This window comes from Winogradskyella ouciana (genome assembly GCF_009709615.1).
GTDB lineage: Bacteria > Bacteroidota > Bacteroidia > Flavobacteriales > Flavobacteriaceae > Winogradskyella > Winogradskyella ouciana.
Window position 1 is genome coordinate 10,810 of sequence record NZ_WJYA01000004.1, and the last position, 18,245, is coordinate 29,054.

Annotated in this window: 8 protein-coding genes; 3 read left to right on the forward strand and 5 right to left on the reverse strand. The window is 35.9% G+C overall.

The genetic code is table 11. The features are described 5' to 3' along the window. Positions 1-118 precede the first annotated feature (118 nt). The 3 genes from F1003_RS04060 to F1003_RS04070 all read left to right on the forward strand — a co-directional run bounded on the left by F1003_RS04060 (position 119) and on the right by F1003_RS04070 (position 13,893). On the forward strand, positions 119-3,988 hold the full coding sequence (locus F1003_RS04060; RefSeq protein WP_155087941.1) for a M14 family zinc carboxypeptidase: 3,870 nt from the start codon (positions 119-121) through the stop codon (positions 3,986-3,988). Between the two features lie 166 nt (positions 3,989-4,154). Continuing rightward, positions 4,155-8,942, forward strand: a complete 4,788-nt coding sequence (locus F1003_RS04065) for a reprolysin-like metallopeptidase (protein WP_155087942.1) — start codon at positions 4,155-4,157, stop codon at positions 8,940-8,942. A gap of 211 nt (positions 8,943-9,153) precedes the next feature. Continuing rightward, complete coding sequence (locus tag F1003_RS04070; RefSeq protein WP_155087943.1) at positions 9,154-13,893, forward strand: immunoglobulin-like domain-containing protein; 4,740 nt, start codon at positions 9,154-9,156, stop codon at positions 13,891-13,893. A 56-nt stretch (positions 13,894-13,949) separates the two neighbouring features. On the opposite strand, the gene F1003_RS04075 is transcribed toward F1003_RS04070, so the two are convergent. The 5 genes from F1003_RS04075 to F1003_RS04095 form a co-directional block, all read right to left on the reverse strand. Continuing rightward, complete coding sequence (locus F1003_RS04075) at positions 13,950-14,663, reverse strand: 3'-5' exonuclease (RefSeq protein WP_155087944.1); 714 nt, start codon at positions 14,661-14,663, stop codon at positions 13,950-13,952. An 87-nt stretch (positions 14,664-14,750) separates the two neighbouring features. Beyond that, entirely contained in the window at positions 14,751-15,440 is a 690-nt protein-coding gene (locus tag F1003_RS04080) for a CPBP family intramembrane glutamic endopeptidase (protein WP_155087945.1), read from the reverse strand. 8 nt (positions 15,441-15,448) lie between these two features. After that, entirely contained in the window at positions 15,449-16,615 is a 1,167-nt protein-coding gene (locus F1003_RS04085; RefSeq protein WP_155087946.1) for a serine hydrolase domain-containing protein, read from the reverse strand. Between the two features lie 37 nt (positions 16,616-16,652). Beyond that, on the reverse strand, positions 16,653-17,126 hold the full coding sequence (locus F1003_RS04090; RefSeq protein ID WP_155087947.1) for a methylated-DNA--[protein]-cysteine S-methyltransferase: 474 nt from the start codon (positions 17,124-17,126) through the stop codon (positions 16,653-16,655). After that, positions 17,126-18,244, reverse strand: a complete 1,119-nt coding sequence (locus F1003_RS04095) for a CNNM domain-containing protein (RefSeq protein WP_155087948.1) — start codon at positions 18,242-18,244, stop codon at positions 17,126-17,128. The genes F1003_RS04090 and F1003_RS04095 overlap by 1 nt, the downstream gene beginning before the upstream one ends. Position 18,245: the final 1 nt, after the last annotated feature.

Genomic DNA, 18,245 nt, shown 5'->3' on the forward strand with positions numbered 1-18,245 from the left:
AATAAATCAACAAAAAACCAATATTGCATTTCATCGATTTTATTTGCATTTTATCTGTTTTTATAAAAATTTTACAATATATTAGCCCCTCAACAAATTCATTTAATCCCCAAAACAAATGAAAAAAATTACTTTAACCTTAACCGCTTTATTTTTTTGTTTACTTAATGTAAACGCTCAACTATCAGAAAAAGAAAAAGCTGAGAACTATCTATCCAAGCAAGGTGAATTGACTTTTACCTTTCAAATTGAGGATGGATCCCGGTTAAAATCTTTAACCAGAAATATTTCCTTAATTAATTTCGATGAAACTACCAATACGGTAAAAGCTTGGGCCAATGAGGCTCAGTTTAGAGCTTTTGAAGCTTTAAATATTTCTTATCAGGTACCAAAAAATGAAAACGAAGTTGATGAAGCTACAATTTACGATGTTAGACCTTTAGCAAGTCGAGGTATGATGTCAACACTTACATTTCCGCTTAGTAGCTATCCAACCTATGCAGAATATGCGCAACAAATGCAAGATTTTGAAGATGATTATCCTGCTTTGGTAGAGAAAATAAGTATCGGCACGACAGGTCAAGGCGATAAAGAACTTTTATTTGTAAAAATATCTGATAATGTTTCAGTAGATGAGGCAGAACCTAAATTGATGTTTACATCCTCTATGCATGGCGATGAAATTGCAGGATACCCTATGATGTTAACATTGATAGATTATATATTAACGGTCTATAGTGATACGGGTCATGCGGATCATGCTAGAGTAAAAAACCTAGTTGAAAATGCCGAAATATGGATTAACCCTAGTGCAAATCCAGATGGAACCTATCATAATAGTGCATCAAACACTTCTGTAGGGAGTGCCAGAAGAGGAAACGGTAACAATATAGATTTAAATAGAAATTATCCAGATAACGTAGCGGGACCACATCCTGATGGTGAAGTTTATCAAACAGAAACTATTGCCTTTATGAACTTTGCAGATCAGCATAATTTTGTAATTGCTGCTAATTTTCATGGTGGTACTGAACTTGTGAATTATCCTTTTGATAATGCCTATGCCACATCGCAATACACACATGCAGACACAGATTGGTATGAATATGTAAGTGTAGAATATGCCACACATTGCCAAACCGATGCTAATGCTGGTAATACATCAACACCAACGTATACTAATAAATCGTCTTATATGACTGATGATGACGATTGGGATGGCAGTGCAGGAAGTCAACCTTGGCAAAACAATTACTCCCAAAGTCCGGGAGTAACTCATGGTGCTGAATGGTATCGTGTATATGGTGGAAGACAAGATTATATGAATGTTTATCAGCAATGTAGAGAGGTAACCATAGAATTATCAGATACCAAAGTTTTGCCAGAGAGTTCATTAGTAGATTATTGGTATTATAATAGAGATGCCTTACTAGATTATTTAACTCAAGGAACTTATGGATTTAGAGGTTTGGTAAAAGATGCTTCGGATGCAAACCCAATAGAGGGTGCTACAATTACTGTAGTTGGTCATGATTCATATGGCTCTGAAGTTTCATCAGACGTAGATGGTGATTTTTACAGACCTATAAAAGGAGGAACGTATGATTTATTGATTAGCGCTCCATGTTATCAATCCGTTACTTTAAGTAGTCAATCAATAACTGATGGGGCGATAGTAGATTTATCGGACATATTACTTACTCCGATTACACCTTCGGTACCTAGTACCTTAAACGCTTCTTCTATAACAACAACATCAGCAAATTTAAGCTGGAACTCAACAGGATCTACTTTTGACCTAAGATATAGAGAGGTAGGATCTCCTACTTGGATAGACGTTAATGGGTTATCTACAAATTCATATAATATCACAGGTTTAACTGTTGATACTGATTATGAATTCGAAGTAAGGTCATTATGTAATTCTAATACCTCAGCATATTCTAGCGCCTATAGTTTTAGTACATCTGCGGTAACCTATTGTGCTAATTTAGGTGGTGATGTTTCTGACGAATATATAGGAAGAGTTCAACTAAACACTATCGATAATGTATCAGGTGCTCAAAGCTATTCTGATTTCACAAATATTTCCACAACATTAATTTCTGGAGTACAATACACTATTACAGTTACTCCTCAATGGACGGGAACGACTTATTCTGAAGGGTATAGTGTATGGATAGATTATGATAGAGATGGAAATTTTACAACAGCAGAGCGTGTTATGAACATTGCCCCTACACAAAATACAACTGTGAGTGCTACTTTTACTGTGCCATTATCAATTAGCATAGGTAACACCAGAATGAGGGTAGCTATGCAATACAATGCAACACCACCAGCTTGTGATACAAATGGCTATAACTATGGAGAGGTTGAAGATTATACTATTAATTTGTTCAGCGGTTTAGTCTTTAGTAGTAATGTTTGGACACCTAGCGCACCTACTGGCGCTACATCTTCTACAAATATTTTAATAGAAGACGGAACATATAATGTTAACTCTGCAATTAGTGTTAATAATATTACAGTTAATTCAGGAGCTACAATCAATGTTGACAAAAGTCAGTCAGTTACAGTAGCGGGAAACATAACTAACAACGGCGAGTTTGTATTAAACTCAGATTCTAACGAATTCTCTAGTTTAATGCTGTCAGGTGCGGCAACAGGTAATATTAATTATAACCGTCATGTTAATTCTAATGCTGGCGGTAATGATTTAATTGCCCCACCTGTTAGTGGACAATCATTTGTAGATTTTTTATCTAACAATTCCAACATTTTATCAAATACAGGCCAAACACAATATCTATTCGGAAATTTTGAAAAGCCAATTAATGACTATTTGCTTTTCGCAAATAATGAAGCAGTAAACTTGGAAGCTGGAAAGGGATATAGAGTGGCATCAACAGATAATGGTACATTCACATTTTCGGGAGCAGTCAGCACAGGAAATGTTAACGTTGCTATTGAAAAAACCGGAAGTAATTACGATAAGTGGAATTTAATAGGAAATCCATATACCAGCTATATAAAATTAGAAGATTTCTTATCTGCAAATGTGTCTGAACTAGATCCATTTAGTGCAGCGGTTTACGGATATGACGCTGATGCTTCAAATGGAAGTAAATGGACTATATGGAATTTAGCATATGCATCGGCAAACCCAGGTACATTAATTGCACCAGGTCAAGGATTTTTTGTATCGTCTAAAGACGGCGGAGCGAATATTTCGTTTACACCATCAATGCGATCAATAGGATCATCAGATGATTTTATTGCTGGTAGAAATCCATCAACAACAGTTGGGCATTTTGTCTTAAAAATGACATCAACAGAAAACACTTTCGAGACTGATATTTATTTTAACGATAACTCTACTTTAGGATTAGATATGGGTTATGATGCAGAACATTTTGGAGGAGCTCCATCAGATTTTTCAATATATTCAGAACTTGCCCAAAATAATGAAGGTAAAGATATGGCAATACAGTCTATAGGTAATGATGACCTTAACAATACTACAACTATACCTTTAGGAATTAATGCTAATCTAGGACAACAATTAGTGATAAGCTTAGAAGGTTCTAATGTTACTCAAGATGTTTACTTAGAGGACATAGTTGATAATACCATTACACATTTAAATTCAGAAGACTTTAGTTTTATACCAAACTCAAACATATCTGGCATAGGTAGATTTTACCTAAGATTTGGACAAGAAGTATTGTCAACTAATACATCAGAATTTGACGGATTGCAAATTTTTAATGATGCTGAATTGCAGCAAATAGTTATAAAAGGGCAACTAAATGAGAAAACAAAATTAGCATTATATGATATCCAAGGAAGAGAAGTTATTGTTAAAGATTTAGATATTAATAAAAACTTTAATACAGTAAATACCTCTGGAATAATGAAGGGTATATATTTAGTGCAACTAAATAACGGAACAAATGTTATCACTAAAAAGCTAGTAATAAGATAAATGACATATTAATTTTATTAAACAGCCTAGAGAAATCTAGGCTGTTTTTGTATTTTACGCAGTAAATAAACAGTGCTTACTTAAAATTAGGTTTATCATTATTTACATAGTAGCAAGCTAAATAAGAGTGGTATTTGTAAAATTTAGAATATTAACTCAAAATGTTATGAAAAAAGAAATATTGTTGATTATTGCTATGGTGGCAACGACCATGACCTGGTCTCAAGATAATGCAATATGGCAAAAAGAATCCTTAAGGTCTAATGAGGTTTTAAAGGAGAGTCATCAATCCTTAAACAATTCTCAGTCCTTTAATTTAGACACAGATAGGTTAAGACAATCTTTAATGGGTGTTGCCCAACGAAGTGATAATTCAGTTTCTACAACTACAATTTTATCGTTTCCCAATTCTGATGGAAAATTAGAGCGCTTTTCAATTAAAGAAGCGTCTGTTATGCATCCAGATTTACAAGCAGCTTATCCCGAAATTAGATCATATGTTGGCCAAGGTATAGATAATGCTTCATCCGTTTTAAGGTTTAGTTTGTCTCCTTATGGTTTTAGTGGAATGATTCTTTCGGCTAATGGTAAAAACACATTTATTGAACCAATAGGACAGGATACCAATTCATATATTGTTTTCAACAGAAAGGATAGGGTTAATATTAATAATGATTTTGAATGCTCAGTAACAGAACAGGTTAACAGCGTCATAAATAATGGTACGGCGTTTAGAAATGCAGATGACTCAATTCTAAGGACATATCGGTTAGCAGTTTCTGCAACAGGAGAATATACACAGTTTCATGGTGGAACAGTATCTAATGCCTTAGCCGCTATTAATACGACAATGACAAGAGTCAATGGTATTTTTGAAGTGGATTTTAATGTTACCTTGACTTTAATTGCTAACACCACAAATGTCATTTATACTAACTCTGGATCAGATCCTTATGGCAACACAACTACGAATTATAATTCAGAGTTACAAAACACATTAACCTCTGTTATTGGTGAAGCAAACTATGATATAGGACACCTTTTTGCCAATCTTCAGAATAATGGTAATGCAGGTTGTATAGGCTGTGTTTGTGTTAATAACCAAAAGGGAAGTGGATGGACTTCTGCAACAAATCCTGTTGGTGACTTTTTTGATGTAGATTATGTAGCACATGAGATGGGCCATCAATTTGGTGCTAATCATACATGGACTCATGGAGGAAATGAAGGTACAAATGTACAGGTAGAGCCAGGAAGTGGATCTACAATTATGAGTTACGCAGGTATAACTGGTGCTACTGACGTGCAAGCAAATGTTCACCCTAATTTTCATGCAGTGTCTATTGAGCAAGTTACGGATTATGTAAAATCAACAAGTTGCCAGACCAATACTAATACAGGCAACGTAGTTCCTGTTATAACAGCACTTTCTAACTATACAATTCCTAGAGGTACAGCTTTTATTTTAGAGGGTTCGGCTACTGATGCAGATACGCCTTCAAATGCTTTAACATATAGTTGGGAGCAGATGGATGAAAACAATGCTTCAACAACTTATCCTAGTACAACGGCGACCACAGGCGTTGCTTTTAGGGCCTATGAACCCACATCAGACAGTTTTCGCTATTTCCCAAGATTACAGACCATTAAAACTGGTGCAACGTCTTGGCAATGGGAAGCGGTTCCTAATGTGGCAAGAACATTAAATTTTAGACTAACAGTTAGAGATAATGTTGCGGGAGGTGGAACAAACAATAGTGATGATATGGTGGTTACTGTTAATGGGACTGCAGGACCATTTGTAGTTAACTCACCAAATACGAATGTTACATGGAACGCAGGAACAACACAGACAATAACATGGGATGTAGCAGGGACGACAGGTAATGGTGTAAATGCCGCTAATGTCGATATATTCTTGTCTACTGATGGAGGAGATACGTATCCAATTTCCCTTGCAACAGGTGTTACCAATGACGGGTCTCATAACGTTGTAATACCTAACAATCAAGGAAACCAAAATAGAATAATGGTAAGAGGATCTAATAATATATTCTTTGACATTTCTGACACTAATTTCACAATTGATGCACCTATTCCTTGTAACCCTATTGTACCAACAGGTTTATCAGCTTCAAATGTAAGTTTCAATTCTGCAACAATTGATTGGGACTCGAATGTAGGGGCTACCTTTGATATAAGATACAGAGAAGTAGGTACAACACCTTATACAAATATTACTGGTGTCACTTCAAACGCATACCAACTAACTGGTTTAACTCCTACAACGGATTATGAACTTGAAATAAGAAGTGTATGTACGGCATCTAATTCAGTATATTCAACAACATTGTTGTTTTCTACGACTGCAATTCCACCATGTACAGGAGCATTAATAAATTCTTTTCCATATGAAGAATCCTATGATTCTGGAATTGGTGATTGGATTCAAGCTAGTGGAGATGATGGCGATTGGATTTTATATAATGGTTTAGCTAATAACGGAACCCCTTCTGGAGGTACTGGACCTTCAGATGATATTACTGGAGGAGGAAATTATCTATATATAGAAGCATCCTCTAATAATACACCTGGTGAGATTGGTGCTAATGCAACAGCCATATTAGATAGTCCATGCTTTGATTTGAGCTCAGAAAGTAATCCTTTTTTATCATTTTATAATCATATGTTTGGTGGAGATACAGGAACACTTACTTTAGAAGTTACAACTGACGATGGGTCTAATTGGATTACTCTATTTACCCAAAGTGGAAATCAAGGTAACCAATGGAATTTTGTGCAGTTAGACCTTTCTGCGTATAACGGACTTACCGTTAAATTTAGGATTACAGGTTTAACTGGAAATGGATTTGAAAGCGACATAGCTATTGATCATTTTAGAATAGGAGCACCAACTTATTGTAACTCTAATGGTAATAATACAAGTGATGAGTATATCTCTAAAGTTACCTTAAATAACATTGATAATGATTCTGGTGATAGTGCAACTAGTTTAGGGTATTCAGATTTTACCAGTATAAGTACAAACTTATTTATTGGATCATCATACCCTATTTCAATTACACCTTTTTGGCCAGGGGCAAATTATGATGAAGGATATTCTGTCTGGATAGATTTTAATCAAGATGGTGATTTTGATGATTCTGGTGAGCAGGTATTTACACAAGCGCCTACACAAGATAATCCGGTTACAGGAAATATTTCTATACCTAATGATGCACTCTTAGGACCAACAAGGATGCGAGTTTCGTTAAAATATGATGGCATCCCAACTCAATGTGAATCATTTGGGTTTGGTGAAGTTGAAGACTATACGGTCAATATGGCCTTTGATGGACTACTATTCACTAATAATGCATGGACACCAAATGCACCAGATAATACAACTGGCACCGACAATGCTCTTGTACTTGATGGTATAAGTACAATAACATCTGATGTAGAATTGAATGATATTATTATAAGAACAGGTGCTGAACTGCAGGTAGATTCTTCTGGTTCGCTTACGTTAAATGGCAATTTAGTCAGCGATGGAATGTTATCGCTCAATTCTGTTTCAACTAATTACTCAAGTTTAATTGTCGATGGTACTGTAACAGGTAACGTGAGATATTTTAGACATGCCAATAATACCGCTACAGTTGGCGAAGGTGACGCAAACGATTTAATTGCTCCACCAGTATCAGGACAAGCCTTTAACGTATTTGCAAGTAGCAACAGTAATATAGTAAGTAGTAATGATAACACCCTTTACTTATTTGGCCCGTTTGAAAAGCCAGCAAATACATATGTTTTGTATTCAAATACAGAAACAGCTACCTTAGATGCTGGTACTGGTTATAGAGCCGCATCTACGAATAACTCAACTTTTGAATTTTTTGGAACTGTAAATACAGGAAATATAAATGTCCCAATAGAGGTATCAGGATCAACGTACCCAGAATGGAATCTTGTAGGTAACCCTTATCCATCTTATATTTCGTTGGCAGACTTTTTAACGGCAAACGATTCTCAATTGGCTGTGCCTAATGTAGGTATTTATGGGTATGATGGTAATGCATCAAACGGATGGACCATTTGGAATCAAGCATATTCTTTGCTAAATCCGAATGCGAAAATCACACCTGGACAGGGCTTTTTAGTCGCTTCAATTCCTGGAGGGGGAACAATTAGTTTTACACCTAGCATGAGAGAAACCGGAAATTCTGATGATTTTATTGCAGGTAGAAATAACCCAAGTAGCATATCTTATTTTAAATTAAATCTTACAAGCGAAAGTAATTCATACCATACAGAATTTTATGTTTCTGATGATGCATCCTTAAGTTTAGATCCTGGCTATGATGCTAGAACTTTCGGAAGTATTGCCCCAGACTTTAGCATTTACTCTCAGCTAGTTGAAGATAATGATGGCACTGATATGGCCATTCAAGCTATTTCTAATTTAGATATTGCAAATGATGCTATAGTCCCAATTGGAATAAATGCAGTTGCAGGTCAGCAATTAACGATAAGTTTATCTGATTATAGTTTCCCTGAAGAAATCGATATTTATTTGGAAGATCGTCAAAACAATTCCTTTACGCTTTTAAATGATACTGATTTTATTCTATCTGACGCATCAGATTTGCAAGGGATAGGACGGTTCTTTTTGCGTTTCAATCAAAGTGTTTTAAATGTTGATGACTCTAGTTTAGAAACTATTCAAATTATAAGCTTGGCAAACCCAAAACAAATCGTTGTAAAAGGCCAGCTAGATGAGTTAACGGAACTCACAATTTTTGATGTTCGAGGTAGAGAAATATTAAACCAAGATCTACCAGTAGGTAGTTTGTCTAATACAATAAGCACTTCTGGATTTGTAAGTGGGGTTTATTTAGTTCAACTAAAAGATACGAAAAACAAAATATCTAAAAAACTAATTGTAAGGTAATTGTTATATAAGTATTTGATTAAAAGCTCAGAGAAATCTGAGCTTTTTTTGTTAGTTGCTGATAAGTAAATGCATTCTTACTTTATGTTACGGTTTTTCCGCACATTTTCGGTTTTAAGGCAATAAGTTATTAACACTGTAATTTTAAATAACATAATTAATTAATTTCAGAGATGAATGCTATTAATTAATCCATAAACCTCAGCATATTATGAAAATTAAATTACTGTTACTCATCGTAATGATGAACACTACCATCGTGTGGACTCAAAACACAACTTTATGGCAAAAACAAACTTCTAATGCCACAACTGTTTTACAAGAAAACCACCAATCATTAAAGACGTTTCAAACGTTTAGTTTAAACACTGACGCACTTAGGCAATCGCTTAATGATATTGTTCAACGAAACGATTTTTCTGTTTCGTCAAACACTATTTTATCATTTCCTAATTCTGAGGGAAAACTAGAACGCTTTTCTATTAAGGAAGCCTCTATAATGCATCCAGATTTACAAGAACGTTTTCCAGAAATTAGATCATACATTGGTCAAGGTATTGACGATGCTTCGTCTGTATTAAGATTCAGTTTATCGCCTTACGGTTTTAGCGGAATGATACTATCTTCAAATGGAAGAAATACATTTATTGAACAAGCAACGCAAGGGTCTAATAGCTACATTGTTTTCAATAGAAAAAACCGAATAAATACGGATAATGACTTTGAGTGTTCTGTTACAGAGCAAATAAATAATACAATCAGTAATACAGCTTTAAGAAATGCAGACGATTCTATTTTAAGAACTTACCGTTTGGCGGTTTCAGCAACGGGAGAATATACACAGTTTCATGGAGGAACAAAAGCTCAGGCATTAGCAGCCATTAATACAACAATGACCAGAGTCAATGGTATCTTTGAAGTGGATTTTAATGTCACCATGACCTTAATTGCAAATACAGATGATGTTATTTATACCAGCACGTCTTCTGATCCTTATGGAAATACAACTAGTGGATATAATAGTGCTTTACAAAATACCCTCACAAATGTAATTGGAGAGGCTAATTATGATGTTGGTCATTTATTTGCAAATCTTCAAAACAATGGTAATGCTGGTTGTATAGGATGTGTCTGCGTTAATGGTCAAAAGGGTAGCGGTTGGACTTCTGCTACGATTCCTGAGGGGGATTTCTTTGATGTTGATTATGTAGCACACGAGTTGGGCCATCAGTTTGGAGCGAACCATACATGGACTCACGGAGGAAATGAAGGTACAAATGTACAGGTAGAACCAGGTAGTGGTTCTACTATTATGAGTTATGCTGGTATCACAGGAGCAACAGATGTGCAGCCTAATGTTCACCCAAACTTCCATGCTGTTTCTATAGAGCAAGTAACAGATTATATAAAAGGCACAAGTTGCCAAACCAATACCAATACAGGTAATGCAGTACCAGTTGTAAATGCAGGTTCTAATTATACAATTCCAAGAGGAACGCCTTTTGTTCTCGAAGGATCAGCAACAGATGCAGACACTGGCGATGTATTAACTTATTCTTGGGAGCAAATGGATGAGAATAATGCCTCATCGACATACCCTAGCACAACAGCAACAACAGGCGTGGCCTTTAGAGCTTATGAGCCTACAACCAATCCTAATCGTTACTTACCAAGACTACAAACTATAAAAGCTGGAGCAACATCTTGGCAATGGGAAGCAGTGCCTAATGTAGCAAGAACATTAAATTTTAGGCTTACGGTAAGAGACAATGTAGCTGGTGGAGGAACTAATAATAGTGATGATATGGTTGTTACGGTTAATGGTACAGCAGGCCCATTTATATTAAACTCACCCAACACCAATGTAACATGGAATGCAGGAACAACTCAAAATGTAAGTTGGGATGTTGCAGGTACAACAGGTAATGGAATAAATGCAGCCAATGTTGACATTTTATTATCAACCGATGGTGGTGATACTTACCCAATAACAATTGCATCTGGAGTACCAAATGATGGGTCGCATGATATTGTAGTACCAAACAACCAAGGAAATCAAAATAGAATTATGGTTAGAGGTTCTAACAATATATTCTTCGATATTTCTAATAGCAATTTTACCATTGGTGCGCCAGTGGTTTGTAATGCAACAGTACCAACAAGTTTAACGGCCTCAAACTTAGCAGAAACTACAGCTACTCTAAGCTGGGATGCTGTGCCAGGAGCAACTTACGATCTAAGATATAGAGAATTAGGGGCATCAACTTGGACTACTACTGCCGTAACAGGTGTATCGTCTAACCTTTCTGGCTTAACGGCTCTAACACAGTACGAAGCACAAGTAAGAAGTAAATGTTCTGGAGGTTCAAATTCCGCATATAGCAGTTCGGTTAACTTTACAACTACAGATGTACAATTAAATTACTGTAATTCTGCAAGTACAAACACTAATGATGAGTACATTAGTAGAGTTCAGTTAAATACTATTGACAATAGTTCTGGGCCTCAGTTTTATTCCGATTTTACAAGTATTTCTACAACCCTAACTAAAGACACACAATATACAATTACGGTGACTCCAACATGGACAGGTACGGTTTATAATGAAGCGTATGGTGTTTGGATAGATTATAATAGAGATGGTGATTTTACAGATGCAGGCGAACAAGTTTTCACTCAAGGCAATACTCAAGCTACTTCGGTTAGTGGAAGTTTTACCGTGCCATCTAGTGCTGTTGAAAATTCAACAAGAATGAGAGTAACCATGCGTTACAATCAAGTACCAGGACCATGTGATAATTTCACTTATGGTGAGGTCGAAGATTATACTATTATTATTGAAGGTAATGGACCAGATACCGAAGCTCCGGTAATTACATTAAATGGTGCCTCTACATTAAATTTAGAATTAGGTGATACTTATTCTGAACTTGGAGCAACTGCAATAGATAATATTGATGGAGACATAACAGGAAATATTGTTGTAGGCGGCGACACTGTAGACACCAATACAGTAGGTTCTTATGTGGTGACATATAACGTAAGTGATACTGCTGGAAATAATGCCGTTGAAGTTACTCGGACTGTTAATGTAAATCCAGATACTACAATTCCGGTAATAACATTAAATGGAGCATCAACTATAAATCTAAATATAGGTGACACGTACAACGAACAAGGAGCAACAGCAACCGATAATTTTGATGGTGATATAACTTCTAGTATTGTAATTGGAGGAGATACTGTAGATACAAATACAGCAGGAACTTATATCGTCACTTATAATGTAAGTGATTCTTCTGGCAATGCCGCAAATGAAGTAACGAGAACAGTTAATGTAAGTGCAGATACAACAGCACCAGTTATAACTTTAAATGGAGCATCAACAATCAACTTGATTGTTGGAGATACCTATAACGAACAAGGGGCTACTGCAACAGATAATATAGATGGTGACCTTACTGCAAATATTGTTATTACAGGGAGCGTTAACACATCAACTGCTGGCACCTATTTTATAAATTACGATGTTAGTGATTCCGCAGGAAATGCTGCTGCACAAGTTGTGAGAACTGTAAATGTATCAGACCCTTCTACTGGATGTACCAGTGGTATTACTACTTATCCATATACGGAAGGTTTTGAAGGCTCAATTGGAGCATGGACACAATCGACAGCAGATGATTTAAACTGGTTGGTCGATGCAGCGGGAACACCTTCTAGCAATACAGGTCCATCAAGTGCTGTGCAAGGCTCTGATTATATTTATGTTGAAGCTTCTGGCAATGGCACAGGCTACCCTAACAAAAGAGCGATTATAACATCTCCATGTTTTGATTTAAGCGGATTAACAACTCCAACATTCAGCTTTAAATATCATATGTTTGGTGCATCGGATATGGGCTCAATTACGGTTGAACTGTCTGATGATGATGGTACAAATTGGACTAGCATTTGGAGTCAAACTGGTAACCAAGGTAACCAATGGTTAACAGTAGATTTAGATTTATCGGGTTATGCAGGAAGCAATATTCAGATAAGATTTAATCGATTTGTGGGAAGTACTTGGCAAGCCGATATCGCCATAGACGATGTGCAGTTATCAGAACCAGTAGTACCAACATGTTCTGATGGAATTCAGAATGGAGACGAAACGGGAGTAGATTGTGGTGGTTCAACCTGTGCGCCTTGTAGCACGTCTAACGTAACGCTTAATGAAGGTTACTTTGAGACTGGATGGGATAGTTGGATTGACGGAGGAAGTGATTGTGCTAGGAGACTAGATGCTGCCAGATCTTATGAAGGAGAATATTCTATAAGAATTAGAGATAATTCTGGCGTGGCTTCATCGATGACATTATCTAATATAGATGTAACACCATTTACATCAGTAGAAATAGATTTCTACTTCTATGTGCTTAGCATGGAGAACGGTGAAGATTTTTGGTTACGTTTCTTTGATGGCTCTAGCTGGAATACCGTTGCAACATGGACGAGAGGTGTAAATATTAACAACAATACCTTCTATAACGCAACAATAACTGTTACACCTGCTCAGTATAATTTTGCCGTGAATTCTGGATTTAGATTTCAAAATGATGCTTCTGGGAATAATGATCAAATATTCATCGATCAAGTAACTATTACAGGTATCTCTGGAGGTGGAAAAGGAAAAGGAGATAATCTAGAAGCCGTTGGTTATTTAGATAGTCCTGAACTTTCGGAATTTGATATTAATGTATATCCTAACCCAGTTAAAGGAAGCATACTGAATGTTGAGGTACCGAGCTTAGAAACGTTTAAGTATCGCATAGTAGACATACTTGGAAAAACAATTGCTAGCGGAACATCTCAAGGTAAAATAGATGTATCTGAACTTGATGGAGGTATGTACTTTATTGAAGTGAATGACGGTGACGAATTAATCACTAAGAAGTTTATTAAGAACTAATTAAGTAATAACTTTTTAAAAAAGGAAACCCAGAGGTGTTAAGCTTTTGGGTTTTTTTATATGTGTTTTATTTCATTGTCATGAAGCAGTTCATCACCACGAAGGCGTAAGAAAATTTGAGCAACAGCTATGGTGTCTTTTTCGCAATAATTGATGATTCGGTCAATATCATTGTCTTCATAATATACACGATAGACTTCGCTGCCATCTATATCGTCTTTGGGTGATGGAATGCCTAAAACATTAGTAAGCAACTTAAGTGAAGTGTAGGTTTTATAATCACCAAACTTCCATAATTCTAAAGTATCGAGATGAGGAACTTCCCAAGGTTTTTTACCGAAGAGGTTGAGTTTGTATGGCAATTCTATATTATGAATTATCATTCGTCTTGCGATATAAGGAAAATCGAATTCCTTACCATTGTGCGCACAAAGTAAATGCTTGTTTTGGCTAAAATGTGAAATGATGAGGTTTTTAAAGTCTTTAAGAATCTTTATTTCGTCACCATAGAAAGAGGTCACTCGGAATGTTCTTATATCACCCTCAATATTAAAATAACCAACCGAAATACAAATGATTTTCCCAAATTCAGCCCAAATGCCAGCTCTATCATAGAACTCTTCAGCAGTAAACTCTTCCTTTCGTTGATATTTTGATTTGGCGTCCCAAAGTTCTTGTTTGGTTTTGTCTAAATCCGAGAAATTTTCCGTTTCAGGAACCGTTTCTATATCTAAGAATAGTATGTTTTCTAAGTTGAGTTTGCTAATCATAATACGTTAATAAAGGCACAATGTTCGCTGTTAGAATTTTTCACCTTAAGTCAAATATAACAAATTCAAGAACAATTAGATACGGGTTTAGGTAGGGTTAGTGTTTTTTGTAAAATAGCTAACATATATTAAAACAATGATCGGCACTATTAACATTCCCATAGAAAAATTTAAAAATGAAAGCCAGCCTGTAAGCTCATTTCCTCCCTGAGAAATATATATTATATCTCCTAATGGACCTTTTGAAAATACAGTGTTATAAGTAAAATTCCATCCAAGGTGCAAGCCGAAAGCAAGCATTATAGATTTAGTTTTGTAAAAAGCCAAAGCCCATGCATATCCCATAAGGCCAGTTCCTAAAAACACCATTAGCATTGCCATTGGGTTACCTAAAACTCCAAATGTAAACCAATGATAAATACCAAAAGCCACTGCAGAAATTGAGATTGAAATTTTTGAGCCTAACTTTTTAATTAAAATGTATAACAAAGCACCGCGAAAAATTAATTCTTCCGTAAAAACAGATTTTATGTCCCACCAAAAAGCTTCAAAGAGAAGTTGTATTGAAAAATTTTCACTTAAAACAAAATGTGAGGTTTTCAAAAGGCTTTCTAGATATTGAACAATTACGCAGAGTACAGCAGTAATAAGAAAACCAGTAATGAATTGTTGAAGCCGATTTAAAACAGGAAGGAAACCGAGTGTTAAAATGGATTTCTTTTCAGCAAGGTAAAGTAATAGCCATGACGTAGCTAACAAGACTAAAATTCCTAGCATACAAAAGTCTATTTAGAAACTTTATTCATCATCTCATAAGCCTCATCAATATACAAACTTATATCATAAGTATAAATACCATCGCTTGCCAAGTTTGGCGATTTTTGATGCCCTAAACGTACTATGATAACATTATCCTCTGGTTGAACAATAACGTACTGACCCAAATGACCACGCATCATAAAGAAATCCTTGCCTATTTGACGGTGTAGCCACCAACCATAGCCATATTCTGGACTATCCTTAAATCTAGGTTTCACGGACAAAGCAACATAACTAGAATCCAAAATTTGCTTCCCGTTCCATTTACCATGGTCTTTAAATAGTTTACCATAACGTGCAAAATCCTTTGCGTTACTGGCAATACAACAATAGGCTTTTACCAAATCATGGTCTTCACTATCCACTTGCCATAAGGTTGAATTTTCTGAACCTAAAGGTTTCCAAAAGCTTTCTTCAAAATAATCGTAGAGTTTTTTACCTGTAGCTTTTTCAATGACCATAGCTAACATTTGTGTGTCTCCGCTTGCGTATTTAAACCTTTGTCCTGGTTCAGTTTCCATTTTTAGGCCGTTCATTACTTTGGCTAAATCATCATCAAAATAAGCACGTGTAGTTATGGATAATGGCGAATAATAAGCTTCATCCCAATTGGTGCCAGATGCCATACTGCTTAAATCGCCAACCGTCATTTTTGCCGCATTGCCCTCGCAAAATGCAGGTAAAAAATCGCAAACCGGTTGGTCTAAACTTTTAATATAACCATCTTGTATGGCTTTAAACATTAAACCAGATACATAGCTTTTTGCCATTGAGAACGAATTGGTTTTTGAGTCTTCATTAAAACCATCGTAGTAGTCTTCAAACCAAATGCTATCATTTTTTATAATCACAAATGCAACCGTTCCCCAATCTTTATTGGCCTTGGCTAATTCTTTAGTGGGTTCAACTGAGTTATAATCTTTATGGTTTGGCCAAGGCTCTGGATTGCTGCTTGCCTCTATAGTTTGGTTGTCAAATTCTTTATAATCTTCTAAAAAAGCAGTGGTATGGCCTTTCATGTAAATAGTTCTTACCGCTTTGATGAGGTAATCGGTATCTGTGATGTAAAGTATGGCAATTAGCAATCCGAAAAAGATGACTAAAACCTTTAATAGTTTTTTGAGGAATTTCATAAAGAAGATTTAAGAACTAAATATAGTAAAAGTGAATTTAAAAAAGTGTTTGTTGTTTGTATTCGCTTTCGTGATTGAGCAACCATTGTTTTCTATGCAATCCACCTGCATAACCTGTTAAACTTCCATCACTTCCAATAACACGATGACAAGGCACAATAATCCAAAGTGGATTTTTTCCATTGGCACCAGCAACAGCACGAATAGCTTTTACGTCGCCCATTTGTTTAGACAACTCTAAATAAGAGATGGTTTTACCGTAAGGAATGGTTTTGAGTTGGTTCCAGACTTTTTTTTGAAAATCTGTGCCTTCAGGATTTAGTTTTAAGTCGAAATGCTGAAGCTCGTTATTAAAATAAGCTTTAAGCTGTGTCACACAGTCTAAAAGTGCTTCGGGAATAACTTCAACGAGTTCTTCTTTTGAGTCTAATATTGAAACGGATGAGATACCATCATCATCTCCAACGATTTTAGCATGCCCAAGTGGTGTTTCAATATAGCAAGTTGGCATTAGTTTTCTGGATTGTCGTTTTCTATTAGGCCTAAGCGCTTGGCTCTATATTCCCAGCTTTTTCTGGCTAACTTTTGTAGGTCGGAAACGTTATCGCTTTCATCCATAATCTCCAACCCTAACAAGGTCTCAATTACGTCTTCCATAGTAACAATACCACTTACGGAACCATACTCATCAACCACCAAGGCCATATGGTTTCGACTTTCCACAAGTTGATTGAACAGCGTCGGAATTGGCAAACTTCTATTGACAACAATGATACTTCTTTTAATGTCAGAGAGTAGCTTATCACCATTGCCCAATCCCATTTCCTTAAACACTTCGTCCTTTAATACCAATCCAGTAATATTATCTGCGTTTTTTGTATAAACAGGAATACGGGAAAATCGAATATTAGAATTGGCATCAAAAAAATCGCGTACAGACATGGTTTCATCTTCAGATTTCATTACGGTACGAGGAGTCATAATATCTTTGGCTTGTACCTCTTTAAAATTAAGTAGATTTTTAATCACCTTACTTTCATTTTCCTCAAAAACACCTTCTTCGTGCGCAATATCCGCCATAGCGACAAATCCTTCTCGGCTCAATACACTACCATGACCCTTTCCTCCAATAAGTTTAGTAGTGAGTTGTAATATCCAAAGTATACCTGTCCATTTTAGAGGAAAAATTAGAATATTGAGTGCTTTAGATGTAAAATTTGCCAAGCGTTTCCAATATGTTGCACCAATCGTTTTTGGAATGATTTCCGAAGCAACTAAAATTAATATTGTCATTATTGTCGATACTACACCAACCATAATATCCTCGGTAAATTCGATGCCTAAAACAGTGCGTTGCGTACTTCCATAGAGATCGGCATAAGCCACCTTTGCTTGTACACCAACAAGAATGGCACCAACTGTATGAGCAATGGTGTTTAAGGTAAGTATAGCAATCAGTGGACGGTCAACATCTTTTTTTAATTCCTCTAAATCTTTAGCATAAGTCTTGCCTTCTTTCTTTTTTACATTGATAAATGTTGGTGTTATGCTCAAAAGTACAGCCTCTAAAATGGAACATAAAAAAGAAAAGAAAATGGAAATTATGGCGTAAAAAATGAGTAAGCCCATT

Coding starts and splice junctions, on each gene's coding strand:
- F1003_RS04075 (WP_155087944.1), bottom strand. CDS start 14,663: ATGATTAGCAAACTCAACTTAGAAAACATACTATTCTTAGATATAGAA.
- F1003_RS04085 (WP_155087946.1), bottom strand. CDS start 16,615: ATGAAATTCCTCAAAAAACTATTAAAGGTTTTAGTCATCTTTTTCGGA.
- F1003_RS04090 (WP_155087947.1), bottom strand. CDS start 17,126: ATGCCAACTTGCTATATTGAAACACCACTTGGGCATGCTAAAATCGTT.
- F1003_RS04095 (WP_155087948.1), bottom strand. CDS start 18,244: ATGGGCTTACTCATTTTTTACGCCATAATTTCCATTTTCTTTTCTTTT.
- F1003_RS04070 (WP_155087943.1), top strand. CDS start 9,154: ATGAAAATTAAATTACTGTTACTCATCGTAATGATGAACACTACCATC.
- F1003_RS04060 (WP_155087941.1), top strand. CDS start 119: ATGAAAAAAATTACTTTAACCTTAACCGCTTTATTTTTTTGTTTACTT.
- F1003_RS04065 (WP_155087942.1), top strand. CDS start 4,155: ATGAAAAAAGAAATATTGTTGATTATTGCTATGGTGGCAACGACCATG.
- F1003_RS04080 (WP_155087945.1), bottom strand. CDS start 15,440: ATGCTAGGAATTTTAGTCTTGTTAGCTACGTCATGGCTATTACTTTAC.